The sequence below is a fragment of the Pseudobacillus badius genome, assembly GCF_002189605.1.
GTDB classification, from domain to species: domain Bacteria; phylum Bacillota; class Bacilli; order Bacillales; family Domibacillaceae; genus Pseudobacillus; species Pseudobacillus badius.
In genome coordinates, this window is sequence record NZ_MWMM01000002.1 from 403,561 (window position 1) to 419,109 (window position 15,549).

General features: G+C 45.7%; 17 protein-coding genes. All 17 read right to left on the reverse strand.

Annotation, left to right across the window (positions count from 1 at the left end; genetic code table 11):
* Positions 1–156: 156 nt before the first annotated feature.
* The 17 genes from B1A98_RS05140 to grpE all read right to left on the reverse strand — a co-directional run bounded on the left by B1A98_RS05140 (position 157) and on the right by grpE (position 15,521).
* Positions 157–1,119, reverse strand: a complete 963-nt coding sequence (locus B1A98_RS05140; RefSeq protein ID WP_041097306.1) for a PhoH family protein — start codon at positions 1,117–1,119, stop codon at positions 157–159.
* On the reverse strand, positions 1,070–2,311 hold the full coding sequence (yqfD, locus tag B1A98_RS05145; protein WP_063385535.1) for a sporulation protein YqfD: 1,242 nt from the start codon (positions 2,309–2,311) through the stop codon (positions 1,070–1,072). The genes B1A98_RS05140 and yqfD overlap by 50 nt, the downstream gene beginning before the upstream one ends.
* 12 nt (positions 2,312–2,323) lie before the next feature.
* Positions 2,324–2,608: a sporulation protein YqfC gene (yqfC, locus tag B1A98_RS05150; RefSeq protein ID WP_041097310.1), complete on the reverse strand. Its 285-nt coding sequence runs from the start codon at positions 2,606–2,608 to the stop codon at positions 2,324–2,326.
* A 57-nt stretch (positions 2,609–2,665) separates the two neighbouring features.
* A complete protein-coding gene (locus B1A98_RS05155; RefSeq protein WP_063385534.1) occupies positions 2,666–3,058 on the reverse strand; it encodes a hypothetical protein in 393 nt (130 codons plus the stop codon).
* Positions 3,059–3,086: 28 nt separating this feature from the next.
* Positions 3,087–4,085 (reverse strand): flotillin-like protein FloA, encoded by a 999-nt coding sequence (floA, locus tag B1A98_RS05160; protein ID WP_063385533.1) that lies wholly within the window; start codon positions 4,083–4,085, stop codon positions 3,087–3,089.
* A gap of 14 nt (positions 4,086–4,099) precedes the next feature.
* Entirely contained in the window at positions 4,100–5,380 is a 1,281-nt protein-coding gene (locus tag B1A98_RS05165) for an NfeD family protein (protein WP_063385532.1), read from the reverse strand.
* 272 nt (positions 5,381–5,652) lie between these two features.
* Complete coding sequence (locus B1A98_RS05170) at positions 5,653–5,919, reverse strand: Rossmann-fold NAD(P)-binding domain-containing protein (RefSeq protein WP_082821798.1); 267 nt, start codon at positions 5,917–5,919, stop codon at positions 5,653–5,655.
* Positions 5,919–6,203, reverse strand: coding sequence for a Rossmann-fold NAD(P)-binding domain-containing protein (locus B1A98_RS05175; RefSeq protein ID WP_125474380.1), 285 nt, complete (start codon positions 6,201–6,203; stop codon positions 5,919–5,921). Before B1A98_RS05175 ends, B1A98_RS05170 begins: the two co-directional genes overlap by 1 nt.
* Before the next feature lie 201 nt (positions 6,204–6,404).
* Positions 6,405–6,851 carry a GatB/YqeY domain-containing protein gene (locus B1A98_RS05180; protein ID WP_041097319.1) on the reverse strand — a complete coding sequence of 149 codons (447 nt, stop codon included), beginning with the start codon at positions 6,849–6,851 and terminating at the stop codon, positions 6,405–6,407.
* A 19-nt stretch (positions 6,852–6,870) separates the two neighbouring features.
* On the reverse strand, positions 6,871–7,044 hold the full coding sequence (rpsU, locus tag B1A98_RS05185; RefSeq protein ID WP_041097322.1) for a 30S ribosomal protein S21: 174 nt from the start codon (positions 7,042–7,044) through the stop codon (positions 6,871–6,873).
* Between the two features lie 135 nt (positions 7,045–7,179).
* Entirely contained in the window at positions 7,180–7,863 is a 684-nt protein-coding gene (gene deoC, locus B1A98_RS05190; RefSeq protein ID WP_082821796.1) for a deoxyribose-phosphate aldolase, read from the reverse strand.
* Between the two features lie 832 nt (positions 7,864–8,695).
* Positions 8,696–10,039 (reverse strand): tRNA (N(6)-L-threonylcarbamoyladenosine(37)-C(2))-methylthiotransferase MtaB, encoded by a 1,344-nt coding sequence (gene mtaB / locus B1A98_RS05200; protein ID WP_041097326.1) that lies wholly within the window; start codon positions 10,037–10,039, stop codon positions 8,696–8,698.
* A 5-nt stretch (positions 10,040–10,044) separates the two neighbouring features.
* A complete protein-coding gene (locus B1A98_RS05205; protein ID WP_063385848.1) occupies positions 10,045–10,797 on the reverse strand; it encodes a 16S rRNA (uracil(1498)-N(3))-methyltransferase in 753 nt (250 codons plus the stop codon).
* A gap of 64 nt (positions 10,798–10,861) precedes the next feature.
* Entirely contained in the window at positions 10,862–11,803 is a 942-nt protein-coding gene (gene prmA / locus B1A98_RS05210) for a 50S ribosomal protein L11 methyltransferase (RefSeq protein ID WP_041097328.1), read from the reverse strand.
* 22 nt (positions 11,804–11,825) lie between these two features.
* On the reverse strand, positions 11,826–12,938 hold the full coding sequence (gene dnaJ, locus B1A98_RS05215) for a molecular chaperone DnaJ (RefSeq protein ID WP_063385530.1): 1,113 nt from the start codon (positions 12,936–12,938) through the stop codon (positions 11,826–11,828).
* Between the two features lie 148 nt (positions 12,939–13,086).
* Entirely contained in the window at positions 13,087–14,919 is a 1,833-nt protein-coding gene (gene dnaK / locus B1A98_RS05220; protein ID WP_041097332.1) for a molecular chaperone DnaK, read from the reverse strand.
* Between the two features lie 32 nt (positions 14,920–14,951).
* Positions 14,952–15,521, reverse strand: coding sequence for a nucleotide exchange factor GrpE (grpE, locus tag B1A98_RS05225; RefSeq protein ID WP_041097334.1), 570 nt, complete (start codon positions 15,519–15,521; stop codon positions 14,952–14,954).
* Between the last annotated feature and the right edge of the window lie 28 nt (positions 15,522–15,549).

The window sequence follows — 15,549 nt, forward strand, 5'->3', positions numbered from 1 at the left end:
TCACTTTCTTCCTGTCTTTCCTGTTACTATTCAAGCAATTAATTTTTATTTCCGTATAGTATTTATTTCTCTTGTACGTAAAATCATAACAGGTTTCCCCAAAAAAATCATGTACCGCTCAAAGAAAAGAAAAACAGGCAGTCCGCAGACTGCCTGTTAACTATCAAGTTCTTCATAGGCTTGAATAATCCGGGCCACGAGCGGATGACGAACAACATCGCTTTGCTCTAAATAAATAAAAGAGAGAGACGGAACCCGTTTTAAAATTTGCTCTGCTGAGACGAGTCCGGATTGTGCCCCTTTCGGCAAATCAATTTGCGTTCGGTCACCCGTTATCACCATTTTTGATCCAAAGCCAAGCCGCGTTAAAAACATCTTCATTTGGGCTTTCGTTGTATTTTGCGCTTCATCTAAAATAACGAAGGCGTCATCAAGCGTCCGGCCGCGCATATAAGCAAGCGGCGCCACTTCAATCGTTCCCCGTTCAATGAGCCGCTGCGTTTGCTCTGTACCAAGCACATCATGCAGGGCATCGTACAAAGGACGCAAATACGGGTCAACTTTTTCCTTTAAATCTCCAGGCAGGAATCCCAAGCTTTCACCTGCTTCTACAGCCGGCCTCGTCAGCACGATCCGCTTTACTTGTCCCGTTTTTAATGCATGAACAGCCATGACGACAGCTAAATAGGTTTTTCCTGTACCTGCCGGGCCGATGCCGAATACAAGATCATGCTTGCGGATGGCTGTTACATATTCCTGCTGTCCAAGCGTTTTAATACGGATCGACTTGCCTTTCGCATTCTTTGTAATTTCCTGATCATACAGTTCATCTAAATATTCAATCGTTCCATTTTTCGCCATTTGAACAGCGTTCATAACGTCACGCTCTCCAATATTAATGCCTTTGCGGATAATAAGGAGCAAGCGGTACACAATTTCTCTCACTAGCGCTGTATTCGTTTCTGCACCAGCTATATGAAGCGTTTCTCCTCTTGTAATGAGAGACACATCAAACTCTTCTTCTAAAATGGTCAGATTCTTATCCGACACACCGAAGAGCGCAGCTGCTTCATTCGGATTTTCGAGCTGGATATTCATTATGTTTTTTTCTTCTGGCATTCTTTTTGTCTCCTTGAGTGATTGGTTTCTCTACGGCTATATTTTCTAGTACTTGGAAGTGTATAGATAATTTTACTTTACCATTCGTGAACTGTCTCTGCAAAATTTTTTCACCGCGTATCTCTGCTTTCTCGGGGAGCTTTGCTTCAAGATCCCCTCTGGCAATGTCTAATGCCCGAAGTTCAGCTTCTTTTTCGGTATACGACCGGCTTGTCTGCTTGCTTTCATAATAAGTTGTTTCCGCATAGCTGACCGGCAGTTTCATCCCGAGAAACGAAATAGAATGCAGTTGCTCGTCCTTCTTATAATCCGCAAAAGAATGATTTTTAAATCCCCATACCGGCAGTTTAAATGATCCTGCTTCAAGCCGATGTTTTTTCATCTGACGGCCGGTCAACACTTGGAATTCTGTAGAGACGGGCATTTCCACCTTCGCCTTATACCAAGTCTCTGCCCATACTTCACCGTCAGCAGCCACTTCCTTTAACCTGTCTTCTGTGCCGATAAAGCCGGATACAAGCAGCTGGCCTTTATGAACAAATTGGTCTCTTTTGACGGCAGCCTGTCCCTTTTTTACAAACAGCTTGGCGATCACTGCCTCTTTTGCCGCTACAAGATGCCTTGGACCTTTCACTTTCTTTTCCTTTGGAGCAGTTTTTTCCACCACGCGAAAGTGAAAGGTGCTGCCTCTCACTTCTACTCCAACCCACGTCAATCCCTCAATACGGTTCAAAAGCTTATGCTGAACGGTTTCGGGATCGTCTGCGCTAAAGATAAACTTCCCTTTCTCAATGCCCATACCAGCAAGCTCTTTGCGGATTTGGTGCTCCATTTTCGGGCTTGCTCCACCGATATCTATTCGCCAGACAATGTTTGATAGCAGCAGGACGACCACCAGAAAAGCAGCCGCTCCAACTAAAAATCCGGAACTTCTCCACAGTCTTTTCAGCAAAAAAGGGAAGCCTTCTCCCCTGTAGAAGTGCAGATCCCCTTCAAATGTACGTGCCGCCCGTCTTACCTTGTGGATATGCTGAAGGGAACAGGAAAATAAAATGGCCTGTTCGCCTTGTTTGCTTACATTCCAAATGGGAATGCCGGAACGAAGCAAACGGTTAATCAAACGTTCCGCTCCTTGTCCCTGCACCTTCACAAAAATAATCCCTTGAAAAAAAGCAAGCCACTGATTGTTCAAGCTTTTTCCCCCTTACCCATCCAAATAAACGAACTTCTCAATTTTTCCTTCGATTAATATTTCTTCCGGCAAAATAGTCTTAATTGTAAATGACTGGCCTTTAATGAGCAGCTGGCCCTTCGTAAGCATTAACCGCACCTCTTTATCTGAGAAAGCAAGCAATCCTCTATGATTTTCAATATAGATATGAAGCTGGCCAATCATCGTGATCCGGGGAAGGTCCATCATGACATCTTCGGGCAGGTTCAGCGATTTTGTCAGCCAGCTTCTCATTTGCTCTCCCCACTTTTTTGCCATAAAAAGAACCCCCCTCTCCTTTCAAATGTATGAAAGGGGAGGAGGGAACATGTCAGTTTATTTCCGTCTTAATGCTTTAGGAGGAGCAAGAATCTCTGCGAGGATAATTCCCTTTGTTAAATCGTCAGCACCTACTTCTAAATTAGGAACAGAGTCTTTTTTCTGCTCTTTTTTATCTTCTTCCTGAAAACGTCTTAAACGGCCGGAGGTGCTTTCATTTCGGACTGCTTCTTTTCTCGCTTCTTCATTTGTCTGTTTAGGTGTTTGCCGCCGGGCTGTCTGAAGTGCCTCCTTTTTCTGCTCTGCTTGAGCAAACACGTTGGCCCCAGACGGTGACGGCATTTTTTTCTGCTGTGTGTTCTGCTTTTTCGCTTTCTCGTTCTCTCCTTTGAGACGGCCGGTAATCACCGAAATGACACCAATAATAATGGCTATAATAATGGATTCCATGGCGCCCCTCCTTTAAAAAACAAGTGCATTAGCTGTCTTGGCCTTTATTGCCGTCCTTGCCGCCGGCCATCTTGCCGATTGATCCGCGCATGCCAGTATCGGCATCGATATTTTTATAGTTCATATAATCCATCACACCAATATTTCCTGTGCGCAAGGCTTCTGCCATGGCGAGCGGCACATCTGCTTCTGCTTCGACGACCTTTGCCCGCATCTCTTGTACGCGCGCTTTCATTTCCTGCTCATTGGCTACCGCCATGGCCCGGCGCTCTTCTGCCTTGGCCTGGGCAATATTTTTGTCCGCTTCCGCTTGCTCTCTTTGCAGTTCGGCTCCGATATTTTTGCCGATATCTACATCCGCAATATCGATGGACAAAATTTCAAAGGCTGTACCGGCATCAAGCCCTTTACTTAAAACCGTCTGCGAAATCATATCCGGATTTTCAAGTACTTTTTTATGGTTATCACTTGAACCGATGGTACTAACAATCCCTTCACCGACACGGGCAACGATGGTTTCCTCTCCCGCTCCCCCGACGAGACGCTCGATATTGGCGCGCACGGTAATACGGGCTTTTGCCTTCACTTCAATCCCGTCCATTGCCACACCGGCAATAAATGGCGTTTCAATCACTTTGGGGTTAACGCTCATTTGCACAGCTTGCAACACATCACGGCCCGCAAGATCAATGGCCGCGCAACGCTCAAAGGACAATTCAATGTTGGCACGCTGGGCAGCAATTAGCGCATTAACCACACGGTCAACATTTCCGCCTGCTAAGTAGTGGCTTTCAAGCTGGTTCGTTGTAACATCTAACCCTGCTTTCGATGCTTTAATCAGCGGATTAACGACACGGCTCGGGATGACCCGGCGGAGTCTCATTCCAATTAACGTGAAAATACTGATTTTTACTCCTGCTGCCAAGGCAGAAATCCATAGCATAACAGGAACAAACGTAAAGAACACCGATAAAACAATAATACCGATAACAACCGCTGCAATAATAAATCCAAATCCAAGATCCATGACCTTTTCCCTCCTTAATCAATTTCCCGCACGACAATTCGCGCCCCTTCCACTTTGACCACAACCACTTCTTTTCCTGGCGCAATGAAACCGCCTTCACTTACCGCATCAATTCGCTCTTTCTCCATCATCATTGTGCCAGAGGGACGAAATGGGGTTTTGGTGATGCCTGTTTTGCCAAGAAGTTCAGAGCGATTGACGTTGGATACATAGCCGCTTTCTGTGTTCGTAGCATCGTTTAAAATCATCTTTTTAAAAAATTTCATCTTTTTACCAAACACCTTCACCATTAGAATCATTGCTGTGATAGAAATGGCCATTGCTATGACCAAAGAAACGCCCATCCATTTTACATTATCTCCAGCCAGCAAAATACTCCCGGCTAAACCAGAAAAGCCTAATATGCCGGCAATTCCGCCTGGAAGAAACAGCTCAGCAACAACTAACACTGCACCGATGATAAATAACAGCACAGATTCGTATCCTGCAAGACCGGCAACTAAATGACCGTAGAAAAACAGCAGCAAGGAAGCGAGACCAACAGAACCCGGCAAGCCAAATCCTGGCGAATACAATTCCAGAACGAGCCCGAGACTGGCCAGTGACAGCAAAATCGGGACCACAATCGGATTAGTCACAAATCGGGCGACTTTTTCCGCCCAGCTCTCTTCTACCTCTATAACCTGCGCCTCTCCTGCTTTTTCATGCTGTAAAACTTGTTTTAATTCACGGACAGTCGCCTTTGAATAACCGGTTTCCAATGCTTCTTTTGCTGAAAAGGTCAACAATTCGCCTTTCCCAGCCCCATATTCCGGCAAGTTAACCTCCGGATCAGCCATCGCTATTGCGTATTTTGGATCCAGGCCGTTTGTCTGGGCTGCGCTTTTCATCGCTGAGCGCCAATAGCTTTGGGCTTTTTTGTCCGCCATATTTCCCTGCTGGTCAATGATGGCCGCTGCCCCAATCTGTCCGTTCGGCACCATATAAATCGCATCGGTATGAAGAGAAATAAAGGCTCCTGCCGATAGCGCGCGATCGTTAATGAAAGCGACGGTCCGTATATCTGTTTCATCTAACAGCTTGCCAATTTCTCCGGCTGCATCTACTGCGCCGCCTGGTGTATGAATATCGAGGACAATCAGTTGTGCTCCGTTTTCCGCCGCCTCTTCAAATGAACGCTCCATAAAAGCATAAAGCCCTTTTTCCACCTCATGATGCACAGGCACTACATACACCGGCTGCTCCTCAGCCTGCGAGAAAACCGGGAAGCCCAGTCCCATCAACAGGAGCAGCATACCAAATATTAAAGCAAACCACCTTCTTATCAAACTCACCACCCCTCAGCATCCTTTTCCTTCTATACGGTTATTGTAAAGAAAAAGTTTCAAAAATATAACAAAAAACCAGAAATGTCTGAATGGCTTTTGAATAAAAAGGCTCTTTACAGCAGAGAGCAGCTTTTGGTTTCATGCCTGGAATGTCACCTAAAAGAGGATGGCGCTTTCTTGATAAGCATCAGACAAAACACATGATCATACCACCGGTTCATATGGAGCGGCATGATTGTTTAAACGTTTCCCGGCCATCTATGCCAAGGGCCAGATTCTCCGATCAGCGTGTAATTATCGTTCCTGTTTCTTATAGCTGCAATGGTTCCTGCTGAAATTTCGTCATTGGTTAACCATCGGGAACGATTGTTTTCGATCACAAAGCCGAGCTGGACTTGATGGTAGTCACAGTTATCCGGAATACCCAAACTAGCTTTAACCGCATCTGCGTCACGGTTGCTTCCAAGAAGATGATAAAGCTGCCATCTGTTATTATTCTTTGACACTATTTCAGCAACCGTATAAAGGGCACTATTGGCATATGAATGGATCCTAAATCAAACGGGCGCTTCTGTCTTATAGGCGGCAAAAGCGCCCGTCTCCACTCATCCTCATGGCTGTAATCAACGAATATAGGCATAAGTTTCGATGGATTCGCAGATCGCTTGATCATCCGCTCCATTTTGTGCGGATCGCGGGCAACAACCGAAACATAATAATTGTTTTCTGCCAACCAAAGAGACAAACCTGACAGCATACCGGTTCCTCCTATGACTAATGCATGTTTCATCTCTCTCACCCCGTTTAAACAATTGTAAAAATGAGCGGGCCATTCATGAAAACTAGCTCGGTTTATCCTTTTTATATTATGGCTGAGCATGGGCCAAAAATTTATTTTTCATGAACAAAGCGGTCGCTAATATCCTAAAAAGAGCGGCGCTTGTTAAAAACGATCAAATAAAAAAGATGACAGGAGAACCTGTCATCTTTTTTACGAAAGTTTTTGCTGCACGAGCTTATTGACGAGACCGCCGTCAGCCCGGCCTTTTATTTTCGGCATTAATGCGCCCATTACTTTGCCGATGTCTGCTTTAGAGGAAGCATTAACTTGAGCAATCGTTTCCTGAACAATTGCCTCTATCTCTTCGTCTGAAAGCTGTTCTGGCATATATGAGTTCACGTAAGTCAGTTCAGTTTGAATTTTTGAAACGAGGTCAGCACGCCCCGCCTTTTCAAATTCATGGAGGGAGTCTTTGCGCTGTTTCACTTCACGAGAAAGAACCGCCAACTCTTCATCTTCTGTTAATCCTTGGCTGCCTGCTTTAATGGCTTCGTTTTGCAAAGAAGCTTTCAGCATGCGGATTACAGTCAATTTTTCTTTGTCTTTGTTTTTCATCGCTTGCTTGATATCATCATTTAAACGCTCGAGAAGACTCAAAGTAATACCCTCTCTCTCTTTAGAACTTACGTTTTCTAGCCGCTTCTGATTTCTTTTTACGCTTTACGCTTGGTTTTTCATAAAATTCGCGTTTTCTTGCTTCTTGTAAAGTTCCAGTTTTGGAAACAGCACGTTTGAACCGACGTAGAGCGTCTTCAAGCGATTCGTTTTTACGAACAACTGTTTTTGACATATCTCTTTCCCTCCCTCCGAACACTTACGATTACATGTTCCGTAACGGAAATTCCATGTACCAAATAATTATAATACAAGCCGGTATGACGGTCAAGAAATTCCTTTTTAACCACCAATATGTTTATGCGGACTTTTAATAATCTGACGTGCCTTTCAGCCCTTGAACGATTTGCACGCCTGAGCTGGCTCCAATTCTTGTCGCTCCAGCCTTGATCATGTTCAAGGCGTCCTCTTGGCTGCGAACACCTCCGGAAGCTTTCACCCCGATATCCGGGCCGACTGTTTTTCTCATGAAGCGAATATCTTCTTCTGTCGCTCCTCCTGTAGAAAACCCAGTAGATGTTTTTACATAATCAGCGCCGGCTTCAACCGCCAATCGGCAAGCCCGCTCCTTCTCTTCATCCGTTAACAGACTCGTTTCAATGATGACTTTTGTCAGCGCCTTTCCGCGCGCAGAGGCGGTTACTGCTTGAATGTCTTTTAACACCGTTTCATCATCGCCGGCTTTTAAAGCGCCGATATTGATCACCATGTCCACTTCTGTTGCGCCGTTTTCAATCGCTTCTTTTGTTTCAAAAGCTTTCACTGTGGAGGTCGTCGCTCCGAGCGGAAAACCGATTACCGTGCATACTTTTACTTTTGTGCCTTGCAGCTGCTCACTCGCATAAGCAACCCAGACAGGATTAATGCAGACGGAAGCAAATTCATAGGCTCTTGCTTCCTCGCAAAGCTTCTTAACCTGATCCTTTGTCGTTTCCGGTTTTAATAACGTATGGTCAATGATTTTTGCTACATCTCCAAATTGATCTGTTATCAAGTGACTTATCTCCTTTTCAACAAGTTGTACGTACCTCTTTTCCTATCGTACCATCGAATCAGTAAAATGGCGAGTTACTTTAGAAACTTTCACCTTTATTTTCTCTTACCATACCCTTTTTCCGCGAATTTAAAAGCCTTTCATGCACTTTTGCATGAAAGGCCCCAATTTGCCCGCAAAAGAGGTTAAGAGTGAGTAAAATGCTTAGACGGCTCACTCCTGGTTCCATCTCTTCCATCCTATCCAATGAAGGAAATGCCTCCATCGGATAGGATGACGTTTCGAAAACCTCTTCCTCATCTCAAGCGTTTTGTAGGTCTACCCTAACTTTATACACCTGTTGATTGGAATGGAAGGCGCACAGACTCCGGCGGGAGCGGCGGGACAGGCGAGACCCCGCAGGCGCTTGGACGCCCGAGGAGGCTCGCCGCCCGCCCCGCGGAAAGCGAAGCGCCTGGAATGGAAAGTAACAGAACCCATCCGCAAAAAATAAAAAGACCGCTCATTTTCACTCAGCCGCTCGATGACGGCAAGGTTCTTCCATTTCAAACAAATATCGCAAGACGGCTGGCCTCTTCTTTTGCACTTTGTTGATTGGAATGGAAGGCGCGCAGACTCCGGCGGGAGCAGCGGGACAGGCGAGACCCCGCAGGCGCTTGGACGCCGAGGAGGCTCGCCGCCCGCCCCGCGGAAAGCGAAGCGCCTGAAATGGAGAAGCAACAGAACCTATCTGCAAAAAAATAAAAAGACCGCGGACCAACCTCAATTTCATTGAGTTGGTCCGCGGTCTGAGCCCTTCATACGCTTTTGCATGAAAGGCTTTGTTCTGTTATTAAACTGTCGGGTTTAACTCTTCATCCATTACCCGAACGAATTGTCCTTCATTGAACGGATAACCGGCTTTTGTAATTTTTACTTTCACAAGCTGGCCAACCATTTCTTCGGTAGCCGGGAAGACTACCTTTAAATAGTTATCGGTATACCCAGTATACAAGCCTTCTTCAGAGCCTTCTTTAAACGGCTCTTCAGGGATGACCTCCAGTACTTCTCCTTCAAAACGAGAAGCATATTCTTTAGCCAGCTGGTCGGAGAGAGCGATTAAACGGTGAACCCGCTCGTTTTTCACTTCTTCATCAATTTGATCATCCATACGCGCTGCCGGCGTGCCTGTCCGTTTGGAATATGGGAACACATGAAGCTCAGAAAATTTATGTTCTTTAATAAAATGATACGTTTCCATGAATTCTTCTTCTGTCTCGCCAGGGAAGCCGACAATGACGTCTGAAGTAACCGCCAGACCCGGAAGAGCTTCCTTCAGACGGTTTAAACGGTCAGCGAAAAACTCCATCGTATATTTGCGCCGCATTCTCTTTAACACTGTGTTGGAGCCGGATTGAAGCGGTACATGCAGATGTCTGACCACGATATTGGAACGGTCAATCACTTCAATTACTTCATCCGTCAATTGGCTCGCTTCGATAGAAGAAATTCGGATGCGCTTAAGGCCTTTAACTTTTTGTTCCAGATCTGTAAGCAGCATCGCTAAATTATAGTCCTTCATATCCGATCCGTATCCGCCGGTATGAATACCCGTCAGAACGATTTCTTTATAGCCGGCGTCCACTAGCTGCTGAGCCTGGCGAATTACTTCTTCAGGGTCGCGGGAGCGCATCAAACCACGCGCCCACGGAATAATGCAGAACGTGCAAAAGTTATTGCAGCCCTCCTGAATTTTCAGGGAAGCACGTGTACGGTCTGTAAAAGCCGGAACGTCCAGCTCTTCATATACACGGTTTTTCATAATATTGCCGACACCATTGATAGGCTGGCGTTCTCTTTTATACTGTTCGATGTATTCCAGCATTTTTGTGCGGTCTTGTGTACCAACCACAACATCTACTCCGGGAATCGCCATAATTTCCGCCGGAGATGTTTGCGCATAACAGCCGGTTACACAGATTACCGCATCAGGGTTTTTACGTACGGCGCGCCGGATCACCTGGCGGCTTTTTTTGTCCCCCGTATTTGTTACTGTACATGTATTAATAACATACACGTCTGCAGTCGATTCGAATTCTACACGGTCATAACCCTGGCCTTTAAACAGCTGCCAGATGGCTTCCGTTTCATAATGATTTACTTTACATCCAAGTGTTTGGAATGCCACTGTAGGCATAATCGTCACCTCATTAGTTCAAAATGGTAGGAGATTGCAGACAAAGCATAAAGAGGCGCCGTTTCCGTCCGTAGAATCCGCGGCCCAAGCCCGCATGGAACAAATCCGCTGCTCTTTAGCTTTTCTGCTTCCTTCTCTGAAATTCCGCCTTCCGGCCCAAAAACAATCAGCAGTTCGTCGCCCGGCTTCATCTCACTCAGCAAGTGATGAAACGCCGTCTTCTCCCCCTTTTTGCTTTCTTCTTCAAACGCATATAATTTAAATGGATACTGTTCTCCAATTCGAATTAATTCTTGAAAATTCACCGGAACATTCACTTCCGGCACGCGGTTCCGCTGCGATTGTTCCGCCGCTTCTTTGGCAATCTTTGCCCAGCGTTCCGTCTTTTTCGCAGCTTTTTTCTCATCCCATTTAACGATGGAGCGATCCGCATGAAAAGGGACAAACTTGCTTGCGCCAAGCTCGGTTCCCTTTTGAATAACGAGTTCGAGTTTATCCCCTTTCGGCAAGCCGCTCGCAATCGTGACAGCTACCGGCAGCTCTTTTTCATCATGCAGCCATTCCACAATAAAGGCGAGGGCACAGTCGGCAGAAACTTCTTTAATCTCTGCTTCTGCTGATCTTCCATCAGGAAAAACGACAGCAATCCTGTCTCCTTCTTTCGCACGCATCACACGCGCCAAATGATAGAAGTCTTCTCCCGTAATTGTTACTCTGTCATCATTGTCCGGCTTGTCATTTAAAAAATATCGCTGCACAGCTGTCACCCCGTCTGCCAAAATATCGTTCTGTTGAAAATCCATTGACTCATTGTTCGGTTCCTTATTTCTTTCTGGCGATAATGGCCACCCAGTCTTCCATAAGAACCGTTTCTTCTACCTCAAATCCGACTGCCTGCACGGCTTCTTTCACTTGTTCTTTCTTTTGCCCGATGATTCCTGATGAAATAAAGTATCCGCCAGTTTTCACCTTTTTAGCCACATCCCCTGTAAACGAAAGGATGACCTCAGCAAGTATGTTGGCGACCACAACATCGGCCTGTTCAGTAATGCCGTCAAGCAGGTTATTGTGCAATACCGTTACTTTTTCTTCGACCTTGTTTAAGCGAATGTTCTCTTTCGCGGCTTCAACAGCGACTTCATCTAAATCAAGAGCTGTTACTCTTTCAGCTCCAAGCATCGCCGCCCCAATGCTAAGAACCCCAGAGCCCGTGCCGACATCAACCACATAATCTCCCGGATGGACGTAACGTTCCAGCGCTTGCAGGCACATCACCGTTGTTGGGTGCGTTCCTGTGCCAAAGGCCATTCCCGGGTCGAGCTCAATAATGAGTTCATCCGTACTGACAGGTTCATATTGCTCCCAGGTTGGCACAATAGTGAATTTTTCAGAGATTTTAACCGGATGATAGTATTGCTTCCAAGCTGTTGCCCAATCTTCTTCATGTACTTCCGTGATTTTCACTTCATTGCGGCCAATGTCAATCCCGTAACTGGACAGGTTTTTGATCGATTCTTCGATCCCTTCCGCTGTCTCAGCGAGAAAGCTGTTAACAGGCAAATAAGCTTTCACAATTACAATGCCTTCTTCCGGATAATCTTGAGGATTAAGCTCATAAATTTCACCGAACTGATCTTCCCTTTCTCTGATCAGTTCCACTGGATCCTCAATGACAACTCCGCTTGCACCTGCCTCATGCAAAATGTTTGAAATTGGTTCCACGGCTTCATTCGTTGTTTGAATACTAATCTCAGACCACTTCACGCCTTGCCAGCTCCATTCTCATTTAGTCGCGCTTTAACGCACGTTTCACTTTATCAAAAAAGCTGTTTTCCTGCTCATCCAGCACTTCGCCGCTTACTTCAGCAAACTCCCGCAGCAAATGCTTTTGTTTCTCCGTTAACTTCGTTGGAGTAATGACTTTCACTCGAATATGCTGATCGCCTGTACCGTAGCCGCGCACATTAGGCACACCCTTTCCGCGCAGGCGGAATTTTGTATCCGTTTGCGTTCCAGCCGGCACCTTCAGCTTGACTTTACCGTGAATGGTTGGCACTTCAATTTCGTCTCCGAGCGCTGATTGAACAAAGGTGATTGGAATTTCACAATAAATGTCGTCACCTTCCCGCTCGAACAGCTCGTGAGGAAGCACGCGGAAAACAATGAATAAGTCGCCTGCCGGTCCGCCATTGATTCCAGCTTCACCCTGTCCTGCTACGCGCAGCTGCTGGCCGTCATCAATGCCTGCTGGGATTTTCACATGAATTTTTTTGTTTTTCGTGACTGCTCCATCCCCGCCGCAAGTCGTGCATTTGTCTTTAATTAGACTGCCGGTGCCGTGGCAATAAGGACATGACCGCCGGTTAACGATGCGGCCAAACGGCGTGTTTTGTTCAACATTTAACTCGCCGGTGCCGTGGCAGTGGCTGCACGTTTCCGGAGTCGTTCCCGGCTTAGCGCCTGTTCCCTGACATGTGTCGCACGTTTCTTCTTTAGGAATTTGAATATCCGTTTCTTTGCCGAATACAGCGTCTTCGAAGCTGATGGTCATTGTATATTGCAAGTCAGCTCCCTGCCGCGGAGCATTCGGATCTCTTCTGCGGCCGCCGCCGAAAAACGTACTGAAAATGTCTTCAAACCCGCCGAATCCGCCAAAGTCCTGTCCGCCAAATCCTTGATTCGGATCGGTATGGCCAAATCGGTCATATTGCGCTTTCTTTTGATCATCGCTTAATACTTCATATGCTTCCTTTATTTCCTTAAACTTCTCATCTGCACCAGCTTCTTTATTAATATCAGGATGATATTTTTTAGAAAGCTTCCGGTATGCTTTTTTTATTTCCTCTTTTGAGGCGTCTTTTTCAACGCCGAGCACTTCATAATAATCTCGTTTACTCATATCATTGCCCACTCCCCGACTCATTTCACATAAAGGCTATTTTAACATAATTGCTTAGCAATAGTGAACATTATTCATTGAAAAAAGCCAAAGCCAAGAAACCCCTGACTTTGACTTTTCAATGTCTGAAAGGCAGACGTACGCGAAATTATTTCTGATCGTCTACTTCTTCAAACTCAGCGTCAACCACATCATCGCCTTTTTTTCCGGATGCTTGCGCTTCTCCTTCTTGACCTTGCTGTGCTTGTTTCGCTGCTTCTTCATATAATTTTACTGATAAGTTTTGTACAATTTCAGATAGCGCATCTTTCTTCGCGCGGATATCTTCCACTTCATTTTTCTCAAGAGCCGCCTTTAATTCTTCTTTGGCTTCTTCTGCTTTTTTCACTTCATCAGCATCGACTTTGCCTTCAAGCTCTTTTAATGTTTTTTCTGCAGTAAACACAAGCTGATCCGCTTCATTTTTCAATTCCACTTCTTCTTTCAGCTTCTTGTCTGCTTCTGCATTCTCTTCAGCTTCTTTCACCATGCGATCGATTTCTTCATCGGATAAGCCGGAAGAAGATTTGATCGTGATGTTTTGCTCTTTGCCCGTGCCAAGATCTTTCGCGCTCACGTTTACAATTCCGTTTTTATCGATATCAAATGATACTTCAATTTGCGGAATGCCGCGCGGTGCCGGCGGAATATCTGTCAGCTGGAAGCGGCCAAGCGTTTTGTTGGCAGAAGCCATTGAGCGCTCCCCTTGAAGAACGTGAATATCAACGGCTGTTTGGTTATCGGCAGCTGTCGAGAACACTTGGGACTTAGATGTTGGAATCGTTGTATTACGATCAATTAACTTTGTAAATACGCCGCCCATTGTTTCAATTCCAAGTGAAAGCGGTGTAACATCTAGAAGAACGACATCTTTCACATCACCAGTTAACACGCCGCCTTGAACCGCTGCACCCATAGCTACTACTTCGTCTGGGTTTACGCCTTTATGAGGCTCTTTTCCTGTTGCTTTCTTAATCGCTTCTTGAACAGCCGGAATACGTGTGGATCCGCCAACCAAAATGACGCGGTCCAGTTCAGACGCTGAAATGCCCGCATCAGAAAGCGCCTGGCGCACAGGTCCCATTGTACGCTCAACTAAGTCAGCGGACAATTCATCAAATTTCGCGCGCGTTAACGTTAATTCCAAATGAAGCGGTCCTGCTTCACCAGCTGTGATAAACGGTAAAGAGATTTGAGTGGAAGTAACACCAGATAAGTCTTTCTTCGCTTTCTCTGCTGCATCTTTCAAGCGCTGCATAGCCATTTTATCTTTTGACAAATCAATGCCATTTTCTTTTTTGAACTCTTGTACTAAGTAATCAATGATCACTTGGTCAAAGTCATCTCCTCCAAGGCGGTTATCACCGGCTGTGGAGCGAACTTCGAATACGCCGTCGCCCAGCTCAAGAATAGAAACATCGAACGTACCGCCGCCCAAGTCGTACACAAGTACAGTCTGGTCTTCGTCCATTTTATCCATTCCATAAGCAAGCGCCGCTGCTGTCGGCTCGTTGATAATACGCTCGACCTCAAGGCCGGCGATTTTTCCGGCATCTTTAGTTGCCTGGCGTTCTGCATCGTTAAAATAAGCTGGCACAGTAATGACTGCTTTTTCTACCTTTTCGCCTAAATAATCTTCAGCATAAGACTTTAAGTATTGCAAAATCATTGCTGAAATTTCTTGAGGAGAGTATTCTTTTCCCTCTGCCTCTACCTTATGGTTGGTTCCCATATGGCGTTTAACGGAAATAATTGTATTAGGGTTAGTAATCGCCTGGCGTTTAGCCACTTCCCCTACTTGGCGTTCGCCATTTTTGAAAGCGACAACAGATGGCGTTGTCCGGTTGCCTTCCGGATTTGGAATAACTTTTGGTTCTCCGCCTTCAAGAACCGCTACACAGGAGTTAGTTGTTCCTAAGTCAATACCGATGATTTTGCTCATTTGCAATATGCCTCCTTTAGAATATGTAATAGTTATTGATTGACCTTTACCATGGATGGACGAATCACGCGATCTTTCAGCTTATACCCTTTTTGAAATTCTTCAATCACTTCATTAGGGCCGTATTGATCATTGCTATCCGTCATTACAGCCTGATGGACATTAGGATCAAATTCTTTGCCGATCGCCTCGATCACTTCCACGCCTTCTTTCTCAAGAGCTGAAACCAGACCTTTATAGACCATCTCCATTCCTTGGAGAACGGATTGTGTCTGTTCATTCGTCGCTTCCACCTTTAAGGCGCGCTCAAAGTTGTCTAGCAGTGGAAGAAGGTCAGAAATTAAGCTTTGGGCTCGATACTTCTCGCTTGCTTCACGGTCCAGCTGCGCGCGGCGGCGGGAGTTATCAAAGTCCGCAAGGAGACGCAAATAACGGTTTTCCGCTTCTTCAAGCTTTTGCTCAAGCTCATTTATTTTTTCAAGAGAAGCTTCTGCTGCAGGCTGTTCTTCTTCAGCCGGCGCATTTTCCTCTTGTACGGAAGCTTCTGCTGTTACAGGTTGCTGTTCATTTTCTTCTTTCTTCAATTCTTTCTCTTCTGCCATTCGTTTCACCTCCTTTAAAGAATAAAGG